This window comes from Cognatiyoonia sp. IB215182, assembly GCF_033963905.1.
Taxonomy (GTDB): Bacteria; Pseudomonadota; Alphaproteobacteria; order Rhodobacterales; family Rhodobacteraceae; genus Yoonia.
Genome location: NZ_JAXBMB010000003.1, coordinates 82,460 through 100,635 on the forward strand (window position 1 = coordinate 82,460; position 18,176 = coordinate 100,635).

At 59.2% G+C, this 18,176-nt stretch carries 21 protein-coding genes; 10 read left to right on the forward strand and 11 right to left on the reverse strand.

Annotated elements, in window-relative coordinates; all coding sequences use genetic code 11:
• The first annotated feature begins 60 nt into the window (after positions 1-60).
• Genes SLH47_RS06545 through SLH47_RS06555 form a run of 3 tightly spaced genes read left to right on the forward strand, consistent with a single transcriptional unit; the run spans position 61 to position 2,152 of the window.
• The gene (locus SLH47_RS06545) at positions 61-1,194 is read left to right on the forward strand and encodes a bifunctional 2-C-methyl-D-erythritol 4-phosphate cytidylyltransferase/2-C-methyl-D-erythritol 2,4-cyclodiphosphate synthase (RefSeq protein ID WP_320238663.1); all 1,134 of its coding nucleotides are present in this window, start codon (positions 61-63) and stop codon (positions 1,192-1,194) included.
• A complete protein-coding gene (locus SLH47_RS06550) occupies positions 1,191-1,679 on the forward strand; it encodes a phosphatidylglycerophosphatase A (protein ID WP_320238664.1) in 489 nt (162 codons plus the stop codon). Before SLH47_RS06545 ends, SLH47_RS06550 begins: the two co-directional genes overlap by 4 nt.
• Positions 1,676-2,152: a CinA family protein gene (locus SLH47_RS06555; RefSeq protein ID WP_320238665.1), complete on the forward strand. Its 477-nt coding sequence runs from the start codon at positions 1,676-1,678 to the stop codon at positions 2,150-2,152. Before SLH47_RS06550 ends, SLH47_RS06555 begins: the two co-directional genes overlap by 4 nt.
• A 4-nt stretch (positions 2,153-2,156) precedes the next feature.
• Here the strand turns inward: SLH47_RS06555 and SLH47_RS06560 are convergent, their stop codons facing one another.
• Entirely contained in the window at positions 2,157-2,600 is a 444-nt protein-coding gene (locus SLH47_RS06560) for a type II toxin-antitoxin system RatA family toxin (RefSeq protein WP_320238666.1), read from the reverse strand.
• 172 nt (positions 2,601-2,772) lie between these two features.
• Here SLH47_RS06560 and hpt point away from each other — a divergent pair, with 172 nt between their 5' ends.
• Both hpt and SLH47_RS06570 read left to right on the forward strand, forming a co-directional pair.
• On the forward strand, positions 2,773-3,327 hold the full coding sequence (gene hpt, locus SLH47_RS06565) for a hypoxanthine phosphoribosyltransferase (RefSeq protein WP_320238667.1): 555 nt from the start codon (positions 2,773-2,775) through the stop codon (positions 3,325-3,327).
• The gene (locus SLH47_RS06570; RefSeq protein ID WP_320238668.1) at positions 3,324-3,491 is read left to right on the forward strand and encodes a hypothetical protein; all 168 of its coding nucleotides are present in this window, start codon (positions 3,324-3,326) and stop codon (positions 3,489-3,491) included. Before hpt ends, SLH47_RS06570 begins: the two co-directional genes overlap by 4 nt.
• 63 nt (positions 3,492-3,554) lie before the next feature.
• Here the strand turns inward: SLH47_RS06570 and SLH47_RS06575 are convergent, their stop codons facing one another.
• The 3 genes from SLH47_RS06575 to SLH47_RS06585 all read right to left on the reverse strand — a co-directional run bounded on the left by SLH47_RS06575 (position 3,555) and on the right by SLH47_RS06585 (position 6,655).
• Positions 3,555-4,424, reverse strand: a complete 870-nt coding sequence (locus SLH47_RS06575) for a hypothetical protein (RefSeq protein ID WP_320238669.1) — start codon at positions 4,422-4,424, stop codon at positions 3,555-3,557.
• 46 nt (positions 4,425-4,470) lie between these two features.
• The gene (gene lipA, locus SLH47_RS06580; RefSeq protein WP_320238670.1) at positions 4,471-5,430 is read right to left on the reverse strand and encodes a lipoyl synthase; all 960 of its coding nucleotides are present in this window, start codon (positions 5,428-5,430) and stop codon (positions 4,471-4,473) included.
• 103 nt (positions 5,431-5,533) lie between these two features.
• The gene (locus SLH47_RS06585; RefSeq protein WP_320238671.1) at positions 5,534-6,655 is read right to left on the reverse strand and encodes a DUF6456 domain-containing protein; all 1,122 of its coding nucleotides are present in this window, start codon (positions 6,653-6,655) and stop codon (positions 5,534-5,536) included.
• A 248-nt stretch (positions 6,656-6,903) separates the two neighbouring features.
• Between SLH47_RS06585 and SLH47_RS06590 the strand changes: the two genes are divergently transcribed.
• Complete coding sequence (locus SLH47_RS06590) at positions 6,904-7,200, forward strand: DUF6477 family protein (RefSeq protein WP_320238672.1); 297 nt, start codon at positions 6,904-6,906, stop codon at positions 7,198-7,200.
• Here SLH47_RS06590 and SLH47_RS06595 read toward each other — a convergent pair.
• Positions 7,193-8,743, reverse strand: a complete 1,551-nt coding sequence (locus tag SLH47_RS06595) for a trimethylamine methyltransferase family protein (protein ID WP_320238673.1) — start codon at positions 8,741-8,743, stop codon at positions 7,193-7,195. The two genes, SLH47_RS06590 and SLH47_RS06595, sit on opposite strands and share 8 nt — an antisense overlap.
• 137 nt (positions 8,744-8,880) lie before the next feature.
• Here SLH47_RS06595 and guaA point away from each other — a divergent pair, with 137 nt between their 5' ends.
• Positions 8,881-10,455 (forward strand): glutamine-hydrolyzing GMP synthase, encoded by a 1,575-nt coding sequence (gene guaA, locus SLH47_RS06600; RefSeq protein ID WP_320238674.1) that lies wholly within the window; start codon positions 8,881-8,883, stop codon positions 10,453-10,455.
• Between the two features lie 8 nt (positions 10,456-10,463).
• On the opposite strand, the gene SLH47_RS06605 is transcribed toward guaA, so the two are convergent.
• Positions 10,464-11,072: a hypothetical protein gene (locus tag SLH47_RS06605; RefSeq protein WP_320238675.1), complete on the reverse strand. Its 609-nt coding sequence runs from the start codon at positions 11,070-11,072 to the stop codon at positions 10,464-10,466.
• Positions 11,073-11,153: 81 nt separating this feature from the next.
• Between SLH47_RS06605 and SLH47_RS06610 the strand changes: the two genes are divergently transcribed.
• The 3 genes from SLH47_RS06610 to SLH47_RS06620 all read left to right on the forward strand — a co-directional run bounded on the left by SLH47_RS06610 (position 11,154) and on the right by SLH47_RS06620 (position 14,349).
• Complete coding sequence (locus SLH47_RS06610) at positions 11,154-12,038, forward strand: DMT family transporter (protein WP_320238676.1); 885 nt, start codon at positions 11,154-11,156, stop codon at positions 12,036-12,038.
• A gap of 157 nt (positions 12,039-12,195) precedes the next feature.
• A complete protein-coding gene (locus SLH47_RS06615) occupies positions 12,196-13,317 on the forward strand; it encodes an OmpP1/FadL family transporter (RefSeq protein WP_320238677.1) in 1,122 nt (373 codons plus the stop codon).
• A gap of 108 nt (positions 13,318-13,425) precedes the next feature.
• Positions 13,426-14,349: a DMT family transporter gene (locus SLH47_RS06620; RefSeq protein WP_320238678.1), complete on the forward strand. Its 924-nt coding sequence runs from the start codon at positions 13,426-13,428 to the stop codon at positions 14,347-14,349.
• Here SLH47_RS06620 and lpxB read toward each other — a convergent pair.
• The 5 genes from lpxB to SLH47_RS06645 form a co-directional block, all read right to left on the reverse strand.
• Positions 14,275-15,426 (reverse strand): lipid-A-disaccharide synthase, encoded by a 1,152-nt coding sequence (lpxB, locus tag SLH47_RS06625; protein ID WP_320238679.1) that lies wholly within the window; start codon positions 15,424-15,426, stop codon positions 14,275-14,277. The two genes, SLH47_RS06620 and lpxB, sit on opposite strands and share 75 nt — an antisense overlap.
• Positions 15,423-16,322: an LpxI family protein gene (locus tag SLH47_RS06630; protein ID WP_320238680.1), complete on the reverse strand. Its 900-nt coding sequence runs from the start codon at positions 16,320-16,322 to the stop codon at positions 15,423-15,425. Before SLH47_RS06630 ends, lpxB begins: the two co-directional genes overlap by 4 nt.
• 3 nt (positions 16,323-16,325) lie before the next feature.
• Positions 16,326-17,108, reverse strand: coding sequence for an acyl-ACP--UDP-N-acetylglucosamine O-acyltransferase (gene lpxA / locus SLH47_RS06635; RefSeq protein WP_320238681.1), 783 nt, complete (start codon positions 17,106-17,108; stop codon positions 16,326-16,328).
• Entirely contained in the window at positions 17,108-17,569 is a 462-nt protein-coding gene (gene fabZ / locus SLH47_RS06640) for a 3-hydroxyacyl-ACP dehydratase FabZ (RefSeq protein WP_320238682.1), read from the reverse strand. The genes lpxA and fabZ overlap by 1 nt, the downstream gene beginning before the upstream one ends.
• Before the next feature lie 84 nt (positions 17,570-17,653).
• A complete protein-coding gene (locus tag SLH47_RS06645) occupies positions 17,654-18,151 on the reverse strand; it encodes an OmpH family outer membrane protein (protein WP_320238683.1) in 498 nt (165 codons plus the stop codon).
• Between the last annotated feature and the right edge of the window lie 25 nt (positions 18,152-18,176).

The following is an 18,176-nucleotide window of genomic DNA, read 5'->3' on the forward strand; positions in this document are numbered from 1 at the left end:
CGAATTGCACAGGGCGGTTATGCGCCATAGAACAGCCTCAGGGAATGGGCGGAGCCTGGGATGCAAGTTACTGCAATCATCGTCGCAGCCGGGCGCGGCACACGGGCTGGCGGGGACCTGCCCAAGCAATGGCAGATGCTGCGCGGCCGGCCAGTGCTGGACTGGACGCTTGATGCATTCAAGGCCCACGCGGCCGTGCATGACATCGTTGTCGTTATGCATAGAGACGATATTGCGGCGGGTCGCGGCGACAATTTGCACCCAACGAAGATCGTGCCGGGCGGCGAGACCCGCAAGGCATCGGTGCTAGCCGGATTGAATGCCTGCCCCCAAGGAACCGACCGCGTTCTGATCCACGATGCAGCGCGCCCGCTTGTCTCAGCTTCCATAGTCGACCGTGTCCTCACCGCGCTTGACACACAAGAAGGCGCGGCGCCTGCTCTACCCGTCACCGACACGCTTTGGCATGGCGCAGACAACGGCGTCACGGGTCTGCAGGATAGAGCGGGCCTCTTCCGCGCGCAGACGCCACAGGGATTTCACTTCGCCCCGCTTCTGGCAGCACATGAGGCCAGCAACGGAGACGCCACCGATGATGTCGCGGTCGCGCAAGCCGCTGGCATGCGCGTGGCCATCGTGCCGGGCGACGAGGACAATATCAAAATCACGCATCCGGGCGACCTTGCCCGCGTTGAAAAACTGATGGGGCAGCAGATGGATATCAGATGTGGCAACGGCTATGACGTGCACCGGTTCGGGCCGGGCGACCATGTCTGGCTCTGCGGTGTGCAAATCCCCCACGGGCGCGGCCTGCAAGGGCATTCCGATGCTGATGTCGGCATGCATGCGGTGACCGACGCGATCTATGGCGCTCTGGGCCAGGGCGATATTGGCCAGCATTTCCCGCCTTCTGACCCGCAATGGAAAGGGGCGGCAAGTCATATCTTTCTGGAACATGCCGTAGCCTTGGGGCTGGATTCGGGCTTTGAAGTAAGCAATGTGGACTGCACCCTCGTCTGCGAATACCCCAAGATCGGCCCGCATCAACCGGCGATGAAGGCAGCACTGGCCAAGATCATGGGGCTTGGCGCAGACCGGATCAGCGTGAAGGCCACGACGTCCGAGCGGCTTGGCTTCACCGGTCGAGAAGAGGGGATCGCCGCGCTCGCCACAGTCACACTGGTCAAAGCATGACCCATCTGATCGCTACGTTCTTCTATGCTGGCCATCTGCGCCCTGCCCCCGGCACATGGGGGTCGCTCGCCGCATTGCCTGTAGCCGGGGTCATCTACACAATCGTCGGTCCATGGGGCTTGGTCGTGGCATGCATCCTTGCCTACGCTCTGGGCGTCTGGGCCACAGCGGTGGAGACCAAGGGAAAGGATAATCACGATCCATCCGAAATCGTGATCGATGAAGTTGTCGGTCAGTGGATCGCGCTTTTGCCCGTCGCTTTCGGGGCATGGGTGCGAGGCATCGAGATCACAGCACTCTGGCCCGGCTGGATCGCGGCCTTTGTTCTGTTCCGGCTTTTTGACATCACCAAGTGGGGTCCGGTGGGTTGGGCCGACAAGCTGCATGGCCCGACAGGTGTAATGCTTGACGATGTGATCGCGGGCGTCTTTGCGGCCATAGGCGTCGGCGTACTCGCGGCACTTTTTCATTTGGTGCTGTTGTGAACGCGCAAGATCTTCTGGAGTTAGCCAAGGCGAAAGGCGTCATGATCGCCACCGCCGAAAGCTGTACCGGCGGCATGGTCAGTGCCGCAATTACCGATATCGCGGGCAGTTCGGCTGTCTTTGACCGCGGCTTCGTGACCTACACGAATGCAGCGAAGATGGCGCAGTTGGGTGTCCGCGCGGCAACGCTCGACGCGCATGGTGCCGTTTCAGAAGAGGTGGCGCTGGAAATGGGTCAAGGGGCAATCACCCATTCCGATGCCGATCTGGCCGTTGCCATCACGGGTATTGCAGGCCCCGGCGGGTCCGAGCATAAGCCTGAAGGACGGGTCTGTTTCGGGATCGCGACGAAGGATCGTGCATTTGCGGAAACCGTTGAATTCGGTGCGCTCGGGCGTGCCAAGGTTCGGCAGGCTGCCACTGCTCATGCGCTTGATCTACTGGGTGCCGAACTGATGGGTGGGCCAGGCTAAACGCCTAGCCGTAAAGTGCCGCTGCACGCCGCTCAAACGCCCGGACCACGCGCTGCATCGCATCGTTGAAGAACACATTCGCCGCGCCCTGCAACAGCCTGTTTTTGAACTCGAAATCAACAGCAAAAGAGACCTCACAGCCACCGTCAACTTCTTTGAATTGCCACTGGCTCTCCAGATAACGGACCGGCCCGTCAAGATACTCGGTATCGATCCGGTTCTCACCCGGCCAAAGCGTGACCCGGCTGCCAAAGCGTTCGCGGAATACCTTGAACGAGATCACCAGGTCCGCCAGTAACACGACCTTTTCTCCATAATCCTGCGTGCTGCGGATGCGGGCCGCCGCCGTCCATGGCAGGAATTCAGGATAATTCGCCACATCCGCCACCAAGTCATACATCTGCTTTGCGGTATACGGCAGAACCTTGGTTTCAGAATGGGACGGCATCTTGGGTCTTTCGCAACAGGTATTCGGCAAGCATGTCCTAACTTTCCTAATAAAAATCAAGCCACGAAGCTGCGAGCGGTCCTGATGCCGCAGTGCCACCTCAATTTGCACGTTGCGCCAAGCGCCGTTTGCCCTCACATCTGGGGCATCACTACTGATGCAGGAGCCGTCAATGCCCGCCGACCACGCAACCTATCTGATCGACGAAATGATCAGCGCCAAGGCCATTGCCGCGCGGATCGAGGCGTTGGCCCATGAGATTCGTGCTGACTTCGCCGATACCGACAAGCTGGTGGTCGTCGGGCTCTTGCGTGGTTCATTCGTTTTCATTGCCGATCTGGTGCGCGAACTGGACCTGCCGGTGGAGGTCGATTTTCTCGAAGCCTCGTCCTATGGCGATGGCATGGAAAGCTCTCGTGAAGTCCGCATCCTCAAAGATTTACGGGGACAGATCGAAGGGCGCGACGTGCTGGTGGTCGAAGACATCGTGGATACCGGCCATACGTTGAACCACGTCACAAAACTGCTCTCATCGCGCAAGCCCGCGCGGCTCAAGACCATAGCCCTACTCGACAAACCCTCATGCCGCGAGGTCCCGTTCAAGGCGAACTGGACCGGGTTCGAAATCCCGGATGAATTTGTCGTGGGCTACGGGATTGATTACGCCCAACGCAACCGCAACCTGCCGTTTATCGGCAAGGTGCGGTTCAAGGATGGCGCGGAATGAACCCCTTATGGTTTCTGCGCGCAAAACGCTGGGTCCAAAACCCACCCTCGCCCGCGCGGATCAAACTGGTTTTCTGCATTGTCGCATTCTGCCTGACACTGGCTGCGCTTGAACACTTCGGCTACTGGCCCGACTGGGCGGCGGCGGAGCGGTTGCGTCCTTAGCAGGAAGGCAACAGTTAAAGGCTCCAAACCCGCTTTGGTATCAACGTATCAAAGGCGCACGTATCAACTACACTCGCTAGCAATTATTTGCGTTATCTCTGCGCGTGTTTCTTCATATCTCTGATCCGGCTGAAATTCTGATCGATAAAACAAGCGTATCATCAACTCATCCCGTTGGCCGAAAGCAAAAAACGCAGGCGCGGGCCAAACCTCTCCGAGCCACTTCTCATCGGAGAAAAGAGACGCATCCCCTTGCGGGTCCCCCCGAAGACCAAGTGCATTGAACGCCTCCTGGCGAACACAAGAGGCGGTTTTTTCAGGGGTATTGTCAAATTCTGCATTTATGAAAACGAAAGCCGGTTCCGAGGCATCCGTCCATTCGAACAATCCGAGCAAACACGGGACATTTGGGTTTGTTACAGTATTAATAACCGAACTCAAGATGGGTCGATCAGGAAATGCGTCCAACAAAGATTCCCGATTGTTACTATCTACGAACACAAAAACGATTGTCCCACCATTCATAAGGTTTGGCTCTTGCAGGGGGCGTACTGATGCCGATAGCTCAGTATTACCTTCTATGAACAATCTTACCTGCGTCACCGCGTGCAGGAATGCATCATATTGCATATTTTCTGCAGGTACCAACGACATCTCGATATCTAGCTGGCGCTTTCTCAAGGGCGATCTACAGTCGCGACAACCTGACGCGGAAACCTCAACATTATGCGCCATATGAGCGAAATCAGATGCAAAAGTGTAAGTCTCGTTTTCTCGGTCATAGGTTTCGATGAACTCACAGTCCGAGCGAGTTAGAGCATTGAGACTAGTCTGAGCCAAGCCAGCATTACATGTAATGATTGCCACGAACCCCCAAAGGGCTATTCGTTTCCTTTTGTGATGATTGCGCTGCCTGTGAAAAGCAGTGCTCATACTTCAATCCCTAGGGTCACAGTTCGCCTCACCCAAAAAACACCCCCTAAACAACCCCCAGCTTTTCATTCCGCGCCGCACGCAGCCGCGCGAAATCCTCACCCGCGTGATAGGATGAACGGGTGAGCGGCGTGGCTGAGACCATCAGGAAGCCCTTGCCATACGCGGCCTTCTCATAGGCCTCAAATTCCTCGGGCGTCACAAAGCGATCAACCTTGTGATGCTTTGGCGTGGGCTGCAGATACTGGCCGATGGTCAGAAAATCGATATCCGCCGCGCGCATGTCTTCCATGACCTGCATCACCGCCTGCTTGTCTTCGCCGAGGCCAACCATGATGCCGGATTTGGTGAACATCGTTGGGTCAAGCTCCTTCACCCGCTGCAACAGCCGCAGTGAATGGAAGTAGCGCGCACCGGGGCGGACCTCCGGATAAAGGCCAGGCACCGTTTCGAGGTTGTGGTTGAAGACATCCGGATGCGCCTCGACGACCAGTTCCAGCACGGATGGGTCGCAGCGAATGAAGTCCGGCGTGAGAATCTCGATTGTCGTGTCAGGCGACTGTCGCCGGATTGCGCGGATCGTCTGGGCGAAATGCGCAGCACCCCCGTCTTCAATATCGTCGCGGTCTACTGACGTGATGACCACATGGTTGAGCCCCAGTTTCTTTACGGCATCGGCGACCCGGCCGGGTTCGAACACATCAAGCGCTTCAGGTGGTTTGCCTGTCGCGATATTGCAGAAGGTGCAAGCCCGCGTGCAGACCTCACCCATGATCATCATGGTGGCGTGACCCTGGCTCCAGCATTCGCCGACATTGGGGCAGCCTGCCTCTTCGCAGACTGTGACGAGCTTATGCTCGCGCATGATCTTGTGCGTGTCCTTGTAGCCCTGCGAGACCGGCGCCTTGACCCGAATCCAATCCGGCTTTTTTGGTTGCGGCGCATCGGCGCGGCGCTGTTTTTCAGGATGGCGCTGTGCCGGGATCTTCAGGTCACGGGTGGGCATGTCAGGCTCCAAGCTGTCTGGACCCTAGGTAATGCCTCCGCCCTGCCTTATGCAACCGCCACAGTGCCGCGCATGACGGCACTGCACGGGCTGCATGGACCGCCTAGCCAATCATCGGGCCGAACTGGCCCTGCGTTTCCTCATAATGCCGCTTGAGCCGCTGCAACGCGATGCGCAGGACGATCTTGGCAGAGCGTGCGGACCAGCCCATGTTCTTTTCGGTCTGCTCCAACCCTTCCAGATAGCAGCAGCAGCGCAGCGCGATGTCGCCCAAGCCGGGGCCCAGATCCTGCAACGCATCGCGGACACGTTTCTTGGCTGCGGTCGCCCCAGGGGAGGCTTCGGGGCGCAATTCCACGGCCTCGCCGGTCACAAAGGCCTCCCAGCTTTCGACGGTTTTTGCACCGACCTGCGCCAACTCGAAGTCTTCGCGCAGCCGTTCGCCTGCGGCTACGAGATCCCGTTTAAGGAAAAGCTCCCCGTCACGGTCCCGACGACGCGCCAGACCGACAAGCGGGCTTTCCGTCATATGATAACGGTGGGCCGGGCGCGTCTCACCTTCAATCGCCGCAATGTCCCAGCCGGCATCGCTGTCCAAATCGGCCTTCTTTTCGGCAAAACCACTGGCGCGGTTTTCATCCTCTGCCGTCAGGCGGCGCAAGGCGGCACGGCCTGTATTTGTGATGAAGTACCGTGCCACGCGCCCGTCGGGGTCAGGACACCCAATCCAGTCTTTCAGCGCCATCGCCTGTGCGATCTCACGATCGACAACAGCGGTGCGCAACTGCTCACCCGTTTGCCCCTCGCGCACAACGACAGCCGTCTCCATTTCCCGTGCGACGGCCAGCACCGCGCCCGGTTCACAAAGTCTGCGCAAGATCCGTTTGGCATCCTGATCAATCTGCTTTTGTGTCAATGGCGCAGTCTTTACAGGCGCCGCATCGAGGCAATCTACTTGTGTCATTCCCAATTCCCTTTCCATGTGATCGCAGTCGGTCGTCACTCGGGCAGAAAGGGATTTCAGAGCCGCATCAATCAGCGGATCATCGCGGCGGCATTCAAACCGACGCACTTGACGCAAAACAGTTGAGGGGTGGCAGTCACTCGCGCGGGCCAATGCGCGAATGGATTGGCCTGTTTCGGTATGCGCCAGATAGTGGCGCGCCGCATCAGGTACCCATTGTGGAAGCGCATTGGGCCCAGCCGACCCCTGTTGTGCAGTCATCTCACTCGTCCTCTTACCGATAGTCCCGAGACGCAAACGAAGAGCCACCCACACCGAAAGCGCATCGGCGACGCAACGTATGCGTGTATGGTTACTCATTTGTTAACGACGTGTTTCGTACGTCAACCATTCTTTCTGAAGGATAAACAATCCTGAGGGCAGCGTTCTTAACTAATGCACTTCCCGCAACACCGGCCAAAGGAGTGTACACCTAACCTGACACAAAAAGCTTTCAGAAAGGCCTTCAAATGCTTGATATTCAAACACGTTTACACACACTTAAACGCCCAAAGCTGCTGGCGCGCAGCGTCCGATTCGGGCTTGATGACTATCGCCGAGACATCCATCTGCGCAGGCTCCTGCAATGCGACACCTTGCCACGTCCGGCCGTTGCTATCATGCGGCTCTTTGATCTCGAGGCCGAAATGAACGGTCTGCGCGAGGCAAAATCAGGCAATTATGCCGTAGCAAAACATGTCGAAATCCTGATCGCACTGGCAGGCGAAGCGCAGCTTTTGCAGACAGCCACACCTGACGCTAGGTAAAGGTGTCAGGCATACTGGCTTTCTTTTCAGCCACATAGGCGCGCAGGCGCGCTTCGATCTCAGGATCAAGCGCGGGTTGTTGATAGGTATCAAGAAGTTTCTTGACCCGCGCTGTCGCAAGGGTCTGTGTGTCACGCGCGCCTTCTTCGTCCCAGGTCTCAAACGGCTTGTAGTCAAACAGGTCCGATCGCCAGAAAGCTGTCTTGAAATTGGCCTGTGTGTGGGCGCATCCAAGGTAATGCCCGCCCGGCCCCACCTCTTCGATAGCATCCATGGCCTGACCATTGACGCTTAGATCGACGCCTTTTGCGAAGTGGTGCAACGTGCCCAATTGGTCAGCATCCATCACGAATTTCTCGAACGAAGCGACAAGCCCGCCCTCAAGCCAGCCGCAGCTATGTAACATGAAGTTTACACCGGAGAGCAGCCCCATCTGCAGGCTGTTCGCCGTCTCATAGGCGGCCTGTGCATCAGGCAGCTTCGATCCACAGAATGACCCTGCGGAACGATAGGGCAATCCGAGCCTGCGGGCGAGCTGTCCGGCCCCGTATGTAATGTGACTCGCCTCTGGCGTGCCAAAGGTCGGCGCACCGGAATTCATGTCGATTGATGTCACGAACGTCCCGAAGATGACAGGCGCCCCGGGCCGGACGATCTGGCTATAAGCAACCCCTGCCAAAACCTCGGCCAGCACCTGCGTCAGCGTGCCTGCCACCGACACCGGCGCCATCGCCCCGCCCACGATGAACGGGCTGATGATTGAGGCCTGATTGTTCTTCGCAAAGACCTCCAACGCGCCCATCATGATGCTGTCGAATGTCAGCGGCGAGTTGATGTTGATGAGCGAGGTCATCACCGTGTTCTCTTGCACGAATTCCTTGCCGAACAGGATCTCGCACATCTCAACCGAATCCTGCGCGCGGCTGGGTTCGGTCACCGACCCCATGAACGGCTTGTCCGAATAGATCATGTGGGTCAGCAGCATATCCAGATGGCGCTTGTTCACCGGCACATCGGTGGGCTCACACACCGTCCCACCGGAATGATGCAGCCATTTCGACATATAGCCGAGCTTCACGAACTTCTCGAAATCATCCATCGTCGCATAGCGGCGGCCACCTTCGGCATCGCGCACAAAGGGCGGGCCGTAAACCGGCGCAAGCACGAGGTTTTTGCCGCCGATGACGACATTGCGCTCCGGATTGCGCGCATGCTGGGTGAACTCCGCCGGTGCCGTCGCGCAAAGCTTGCGTGCCAGTCCGCGCGGGATGCGCACCCGCTCTCCCTCAACTTCGGCACCAGCCTCTTTCCAGCGGGCCAGCGCTTCGGGGTTTTCCACGAAATTCACACCAATCTCGGCCAGCACCGTCTCTGCATTGGCCTCAATCACGGCCAAGGCCTCGTCAGTCAGCACCTCGTAGTTGGGCACATTCCGTTCGATGTATTTCGCAGTCTCGACACTGACCGCCGTCCGCTCTGCCCGGCGCGCCGCACCACCGCCACCACGCCCGCGGCGTCCCGTTCTGATTGGTGCATCCGACATGATCGATCCCTCCGGCAAGTGATTGCACCGTTCTTAGCGCCCGGCGCCAGCCGACCCTGCCGATTTTGCGCCGCTTGGCGGGCAAAAGCGACATGCGCCTCTCTTGCGCCGGGTCCGGCAACCGCTATAGAGGCGCCATGGAACACAGCACCCACGAACGCCTCCTGATCATCGATTTCGGCAGCCAGGTCACGCAGTTGATCGCACGCCGCCTGCGCGAGCTCAGCGTCTATTGCGAAATCCACCCCTATCAGAATGTCACGGATGACTTTCTCGCGGATTTCGCCCCCAAAGCCGTGATTTTTTCCGGCGGTCCCGACAGCGTGACCCGCGAAGGCTCGCCCCGCCCGCCGCAATCGGTCTATCAACTCGGCGTGCCGATCCTGGGTATCTGCTACGGCCAGCAGGTGATGATGCAAGACCTGGGCGGTGTCGTTGAGGGGGGCAAGATCACCGGCGGCGGCGGCACGGCTGAGTTTGGGCGCGCCTATGTCTCACCTGCCGGGGAACTGCCCTTGCTGGACGGCTGGTTTGCTGATGGCAAAGAGCAAGTCTGGATGAGCCATGGCGACCATGTCGCTGAAATCGCAGAAGGTTTCGCGGTCTACGGTACTTCACCCAACGCGCCCTATGCCATCACCGCCGATCCCGCCCGCCAGTTCTACGCCGTCCAGTTCCACCCCGAAGTGCACCACACACCCAACGGCGCCAAGCTATACGAGAACTTCGTGCGGCTGGCGGGCTTCACAGGCGACTGGACGATGGGCGCCTATCGCGAACAGGCTATCGCCGCGATCCGCGAGCGGGTCGGCGACAAAAAGGTGATCTGTGCCCTGTCTGGTGGCGTAGATTCATCGGTTGCCGCGGCCCTGATCCACGAGGCTGTCGGAGATCAACTCACCTGTGTCTTCGTCGATCACGGGCTCCTGCGCCTCAACGAGGCCGAAGAAGTCGTCGGCATGTTCCGCGATCACATGAACCTTCAGGTCATCCACGCGCAGGAACAGAATCTCTTCCTTGGCGAACTCGAAGGTCAGTCCGACCCCGAAACCAAGCGCAAGATCATCGGCAAACTCTTCATCGACGTCTTCCAGAAATACGCCAACGACATCGACGGCGCCGAATTCCTCGCCCAAGGCACGCTCTACCCCGATGTGATCGAAAGCGTCAGCTTTTCCGGCGGGCCATCGGTCACGATCAAAAGCCACCATAATGTGGGCGGCCTGCCCGAAAAGATGGGCCTCAAACTGGTCGAACCCCTGCGCGAGCTCTTCAAGGACGAGGTCCGCACCTTGGGTCGCGAGCTTGGCCTGCCCGCCAGTTTCATCGGACGCCACCCCTTCCCCGGCCCCGGCCTCGCGATCCGCTGCCCGGGAGAGATCACGCGCGACAAGCTCGACATCCTGCGCAAGGCCGACGCGGTCTATATCGACCAAATTCGCAAACACGGGCTCTACGATGAAATCTGGCAGGCCTTCGTCGCGATCTTGCCCGTCCGCACCGTTGGCGTAATGGGCGATGGGCGCACGTATGACTACGCCTGTGCGCTGCGCGCCGTTACCTCTGTCGATGGGATGACAGCGGACTACTACCCTTTCAGCCACGACTTCCTGGGCGAAACCGCCACCCGCATCATCAACGAAGTGCCGGGGATCAACCGGGTGACCTATGACATCACCTCCAAACCGCCCGGCACGATTGAATGGGAATAGGCTGGGTCCTATTTCCTCAGCGCGGCGACCAATAAATCGGCCGTAAACTCTCCGGGGCTGCAGGCCGCGATGTCACCCTCCTGCCCGATCTGAAACCACGTATCACGGTCAGCCAGATCAACGCCCATCACGGGCCCGATGCTGAGCGGGTCACGGCCCCAATGGATGTCGTCAAAGGGATCGGTGTCAAACCAATCCGTCAAAGCAGCCTTTGGCAAATCGGCCCCCGCCACCAGGAACCCAGCGATACAGTCCACCTGCCGCTCAACAAGTCCACGCAGCATCGCCTCTTCATCGCGGCGCGCGCGGATCTGGGCCAGTGCAAAATCAGCCACGCCGTGCCGCACCTGCACGGCATGTCCGTAGGAATGCGCGACAAGATATGCGGCTTGCGGCTGGTCTCGCACGTCTCGCGTCAGAAAGATGACGTTCTGGCTGGTACAATAGGCGGCATGGGGGTTCACGTTGGCATCCGCACCGCAGCGCCCCGCAATCTCGCGCGCGATCTGCACAGGCGGCATGCTGTCGAAAGCCTCCATAGCGGCCTGCTCCACCCTTTCGACCGGGTCAGCGACAGCAACCACAGGCATGACAAGGAACAGAATAACCCAGCGCATCTGTAGCCCCCTTTCATGATCAAAGCCTTACACAGACGATGAGAGGTTGCAAAAGCCGTCGGCAGCAGACCAAGTAGCGCCATGGATATTGCACGCTCCCATAACACGGTCCTTCAGGCCGCCCTTTGGATGATCGGTGCCATCGGCGCCTTCACCAGCATGGCCGTGGCCGGGCGTGCGGTCAGCGATGAGCTTGATACGTTTGAGATCATGCTCTATCGCAGCCTGACGGGGATCGTGATTGTCGTCGTGATCGCGCATCTGGCGGGCACGCTGCATCAAACGCGCACATCGCGATTGGGCCTGCATAGCCTGCGGAACCTGTGCCATTTCACCGGCCAGAACCTCTGGTTTTATGCGATCACGATGATCCCTCTGGCGCAGGTCTTTGCGCTGGAATTTACCACACCGATCTGGGTCATCCTGCTCTCACCCCTCATTCTGGGCGAGCGGATCACGCGGATTGGTCTGATCAGCGCGTTGATCGGGTTTGCTGGCATCCTGATCGTAGCGCGACCTGATCCGGCCAATCTCAGCCCCGGCCTGATTGCCGCGGCGGCCTGCGCGATCTTCTTTGCGCTGACCGCAATATTCACCCGCAAGCTGACGCGGACTGAGTCGATCACGACAATCCTCTTCTACCTCACCGTCATGCAGGCCCTTTTCGGCCTCGTCGCGGCAGGTTTTGATGGCGATATCGCCCTGCCCTCGCGTACGCATATCCCCTGGGTCATTGCAATAGGCATTGCCGGGTTGGTCGCGCATTTCTGCCTGACCAAGGCGCTCAGCATTGCGCCCGCCAGCGTCGTCATGCCGATCGACTTCGTGCGGCTGCCAACCATCGCGGTTGTGGGCATGCTCCTTTACGATGAACCACTTGAACTGATTGTTTTTGTCGGTGCAGCGCTCATTTTTGCGGGCAATTACCTCAATATCAGTCAGGCGCGAAAAACAGCGCCGAACTGAACGGGACAGTTCAAATATTTCAAAACAACGTCAGGTAGTGTATTTTTGTGACGCTACGATGCCACCTGCGACGTGACGTCGCGTCATTAATTGACGCAAAGGTTACGCACTCCTTAGGGTCCGCTGCACAGATTTTGTTCATGATAGGGACGAGGACATGAAACAGGCACTCACCGCAGGCGCAGCCCTGCTTTTGACGACATCACTGGCACATGCGGTAGGCTTGGACCGGTCCGGGCAGCCGATTGGCATCATCTTCGAAGAGGGCGGCGAGACAGGCGCTTATGCCGAGTTCAGCTTTGGCTACGTGATGCCAGAAGTCGACGGTGAAGACGTTGCTGCGTTTGGAGGAAGCGAAACTGGTAACGTCGCCGAAGACTACAGCGTGCTTGGTTTCGGCTACAAGCGCGACATCAATGATCAATTCTCAATTGCCGTTATTGTGGACGAACCATACGGCGCAGATATTGTCTACCCAACCGGGGACTCCGTCGCTTTGGGTGGTACTGAAGCAATTCTTGATAGTGTCGCCGTCACTGGTCTTCTGCGCTATAAAATTGACGACAATATCAGCGTCTATGGCGGCCTTCGCGCACAGTCGATCGAGGGCTCAGTGACGCTTGATGGTCTGGCATATGGCGGCCCACCACCCGGCGGCGTTTCAGGTTACAATGTCGATCTGGACCGGGATACCGGGTTTGGGTACACGCTTGGTGCTGCGTATGAAATTCCAGATATCGCCTTGCGCGTCGCGCTTACCTATATCTCCGAAATCGAACATGAGTTCGGCACAACGGACACTTTCGGTTCGACTGAGGATACCGAGGTGACGACACCACAGGCCGTCAACCTAGATTTTCAAACCGGCATCGCGGCAGACACCTTGCTTTTTGGCTCCGTGCGTTGGGCTGAATACAGTGTTGTTATTGTAGAGCCCGAAAACTTCCCACTCGGTTCATTGACTGACATCGAAGACGGCTTTGGTTACACCTTGGGTATCGGTCGTCGCTTCACCGATGAGTTTTCGGGCTCTGTCAGCATTGGATTTGAACCAGAAGGTGATAGCGATCTGGTATCTCCCTTGTCGCCAACAAACGGTAACTTCTCGATTGGCGTGGCAGGGGAATACGAGGTGGACAATGTAACGCTCGCAGCCGGTGTGCGTTACATCATGCCAGGTGACGCAAGTGCCGAAACAGGTACGCCAGACACCGCGCGGTCAGATTTCGAAGACAACAGCGCGATCGGCGTCGGCTTCAAAATCGGCTACAACTTCTAAATCCGATAAGCAAACCAAGCAAAGCCCTGCCAAAACCGGCGGGGCTTTTTCGTTTCTTTCGCATGATACGGGTTGCTCTACTGTTCGGGACACGGTCAAACCGGCCTCATGACAACTGCACAAATGACCATTTCGCCCCGTGCTTGGGCTGAACTCGTCCTGCTGGCCTTTATCTGGGGCGGGTCGTTTTTGTCGATCCGTATCGCCCTGAACGAGCTCGGTTTTCTGACCTCTGTCGCGCACCGCACCGGCTGGGCGATGCTGATCCTGTGGGCCTATGTGCTGTTCCGGCGGCTTCCGATCCCAAAAGACCCGGGAATCTGGGGCGCTTTCCTTGTCATGGGGCTTCTGAACAACGTCATTCCATTCAGCCTGATGGCCTGGGGGCAGTTGCATATCGAAACGGGGCTCACTTCAATCCTGAATGCCGCGACCGCCATTTTTGGTGTCATCGCCGCCGCGATTTTCCTTGCCGATGAACGTCTGACCCTGCGCAAGGCGGTGGGTGTGAGCCTTGGCTTTCTTGGCGTCGCCACCGCAATCGGGCTGTCAGCGCTTTTGCAGTTCGACATCCGCTCGCTGGGCCAATTGGCGGTGATCGGCGGAACGATCAGCTATGCTCTGGCAGGTGTCTGGGCGCGCAAGACACTTGGGGGCCTGCCGCCACAGGTGGCCGCTGCGGGTATGCTGACCGGGTCAAGCCTAATCACCATCCCTGCCGCCTGGATTATCGAAGGGCCGTTCAGCCTCGCGCTTGCGCCGCAGACCTGGGCCGCCGTCGCCTATTACGCCATCATCGCGACCGCCGTTGCTTATCTGCTCTACTACCGGGTTCTGGCCATGGCGGGCAGTGGCAATCTGATGCTGGTCACGCTGCTTGTGGCGCCTGTGGCCATCGTCCTTGGCGCGCTTGTGTTGGGTGAGGCGCTGCCGCTGCGCGCCTATGCCGGTTTCGCGCTACTCGCTCTTGGGCTTATCATCATCGACGGGCGATTGCTGCAGGCGGTCCAGTACCGCGCGCGCCGCGCGTAGGCCCGGCGCTTCACCGCCCTGCCCCAGCCGCTCCATCGTGACGCGCATCGCGTCCAACTGTGCGCCCGGGTCCTGCAGAACCGCCAGCACCGCATCGGCAATCGGACCCGGCTGGCAATCTTTGCCGATGAACTCCGGCACGGCCCGCGTCTCGCTGACGAGATTGACAAGCGTCACCGTATCAACCAGCAGCATCCGCGAGATGATCATGCGACTGAGCCAGGCCATGTCATAGGCGATGACCATCGGCGTGCCGTTGGCCGCAAGTTCCAGGGACACGGTACCAGAAGCCGCCAGGGCGACATCTGCCCGCCGGAACCACAGCGCCTTTTCCGGTGATGCGGGCGGCAAGACCGTGACGGGCACTGACCAATGCTGCACCCGCTCTTGCACCAGCGCATGCACCCCTTCGGTCGTCGGTATGACAAAACGCGCATCCGGTACCTCTGCCGCGATCCGGGCTACAGCATCGCCAAAGCGGTCAGCCAGGCGCGATACCTCGCCCTTGCGGCTACCGGGCAGGACCAGAACCACCGTGCCCGACCCCAAGGCGGCGGCTTCGTCAAGCGTGGCAACCGGTTCCGCCACCACCGGATGGCCGACAAAATCGCAATCCATGCCTGCCGCTTGCATGTAAGGCGGCTCAAACGGGAAGAGCGCCAACACATGGTCGATATGCTGCGCCATCTTGGCCGCCCGGCCCGCGCGCCAGGCCCAGACGGTAGGTGCCACGTAGTGGACCGTGCGGATGTCGCTCGCTGCCCGCACCAGACGTGCGACGCGCAGGCAGAAATCCGGGCTGTCGATGGTGATCAGTACGTCGGGTTTGGTCTCCAAAATCGCCTCGGCCATCTGCCTGATCCGGGCCTTCAGTGCGCGGTACTTCGGCAGGATTTCGGCGAGGCCCATGACGCTCAGCTCATCCATCGGAAAGCGGCTGACCAGCCCTTCGGCCTGCATCAGCGAGCCGCCTACCCCGTCAAAGGTGACGTTCGGGCGCAGCTCTTTGAGTCCGGCCATCAGCGCGCCGCCCAGCTTGTCACCCGACGGCTCGCCCGCGATCAGAAAGACCCTCATTCTGCCCCTTTTTCACGGACCCACAGGAAAGCGCCGCCCGCATCCAGAATGGAGATGACCTCTTCCTGCTCAAGCACCATCACACCCCCCGCTTCGATCACGATGCCCGCAAACCCCGCATTGACGATCCCTTGCGCCGTGGCAGGGCCAATCACTGGGAGGTCAGCACGGCGATCCTGATCAGGTTTGGGCGCTTTGAAAAGGATTGTGTCTGCGCCTGCAGATTTGTCCAAAGGCTCCCCCACCACCAAGCTTGTCAGCCCATCAAAGGCGGAGGTGGCCGCATCCGAAACGATGCCGAGAAAGTCATCGTCGCCCTGTGGTGTCTCGCCCTTGGCATAGGCGGCGATCATCGCATCGGTACCCTCGGCGTCTTCGACGGCCACGACTTCTTGCTGCGTGACCAGACAGGCCTGCCCCTTATCCGCTTTGCCCATAGCACCCACACAAAACTCGCCCACGCTTGCATCTTTATGGTGCTGGTCAGACGGCGCCGTTTTCGTCAGGACACCAGGACTAGGCAGCAAGTCTGCGGCAATCACATGGGCGGCCAGCACCTCAAATCCATGCTCTTCCAACAGTCCAATCACAATCCGCAAGGCACCATCATCCCCCTGACCCAAGGCAGCAAGGACGCGCGGCACCAAGGGTTTGGTGGCCTCATCAATTGCACTCGGGTCAATCTCAGGGCGCCGGATCGCACCGGCCATGCAGATACGCGTGACACCAGCGTCCCGCAGCGTTTGCATGAAGGTGCCCAGATGCTCCAACCGGAACCGGATATCGACGGGCAATGCGGGGTCAAATCCCTGCAAGGCACAGATCAAAGGACGCTCCGGCAGGCGCGCGACCAGCGCGGGCGGCAGATCACCGGTACCTGCGATCAGGGCCAGCATCCGCTATCTCGGCGTCAGGAAATTGCGATCGGAGGCACCAAGAATGAAAGCCACCATCTGCTGGACAAAGTCGCTATCGCTTTCATCGGCCAGCCTGCGCGCACGGTCCTGAAACGTGCCCTCACCGTCCTTGAGCATCTGGAACGCGGCGCGCAGTGCCGTGATATCGCTGCGTTTCACGCCTTTGCGTTTCAGTCCCACGAGGTTCAGCCCGTCCAATTCACCACGTGGCCCAACGACAAGACCATGCGGGATGACATCATTGGCAACCATTGTCAGTGCGCCGATAATCGCGCCCCGGCCAATGCGCACAAACTGATGCACGCCCGAAAGCCCGCCCACGATCACGTCATCTTCGACGATGCAGTGGCCGCCTATTGCGACCGAATTGACCAGAACAACCCGGTCGCCGATCTGCGCATCATGGGCCACATGGCAGCCCGCAAGGAATAGACCGTCATCGCCGACACGCGTCAGGCCGCCGCCACCAGCCGTACCCGTATTCATGGTGACATGTTCACGAATGCGGTTGCGGGCACCGATACGCAACTGGGTCCTTTCGCCGCCGAATTTCTTGTCCTGCGGGATTTCTCCGATCACAGCAAAGGGGTAAATCTCTGTGCCATCGCCGATATGCGTGTCGCCTGTCACGACGACATGGCTCTTCAAGTTCACATCGGCACCCAGAACCACCTCCGGGCCGATCACGCAAAACGGGCCAATCGCGCAACCCGGACCAATCTGCGCCTCTTCGGCGACCACGGCAGAGGGGTGGATCCCGGCCATCAGCCCTGCATATCCATCATCGCGGTGAACTCGGCTTCTGCGGCCATCTCGCCATCAACACTGGCCACGCCCTTAAAGCGCCAGACTTTGCCGCCGGGCTTGCCGCGGGTCGTCTCCACATGCATCTCAAGCACATCGCCCGGTACGACCTTGCGGCGGAACTTGCAGCCGTCAATCGCCATGAAATAGACCAGCAGATTGCCGTCGGTCAGACCCAGCGAGGCGCCCACCATCACAGCCGTCGTCTGCGCCATCGCCTCGACAATCGTGACACCGGGCATGATCGGGTTGCCGGGAAAATGACCCTGAAAATGCGGCTCGTTCATGGTGACGTTCTTGATACCAATCGCCGATTGGGTTCCTTCGATGCTGTGCACCTTATCGACCAGCAAGAAAGGATAGCGATGCGGCAGGATTTTCTGGATCAGTTGAATATCTGCTTCGGTCACCACATCGGACATCGGACAGCATTTCCTTGTTATTCTTGCGGTTCTTCGTCCGCTCCCCCACCCCTAGCAAGCGCGCAGAGACGGGGCAAGCACCGGCTAACGGGTACCATCGCCCAAGGCCGCGTCAATGCGAACGATCAGATCGTCGGTGATGTTGACCGCGCGGATCGACATGATCACATTGCGGCGGTCCATCACCATCAACGCGCCGCGTTCCAGCATCATATCAGCGATGACGCTTTGCACCCGGTCTTCAAACTCGGCCCTTGCTGCCGCATCGGCCGATTGAAGTTCGGCATTCTTGGCGTCGCGGACACGGCGTACCTCTTGCACTTTTTCATCGAACGCATCCGCCTCGGCCCGAAACTCTTCGGGTGTCATGTCGGGGCGGCGCAAGGTCAGGCTGCGCTCTTCTGCGGTCAGCGTCTCGGCGATCCGGTCATTTTCGGCCTGCACCTCCGAAGCTCTCATCTCAAGCTCGCGCGCGAGCCTGCGGCCATAAAGCGTCTCAGGGTAAAGCCGCTCACTCTCGATAATGAGAATGTCCGGGCCGGATTGCAGTTGTTGCGCAGCCGCCGGCAACGCCAGCAGCATGCAAACAATAAAGGCCCGCCAGAAC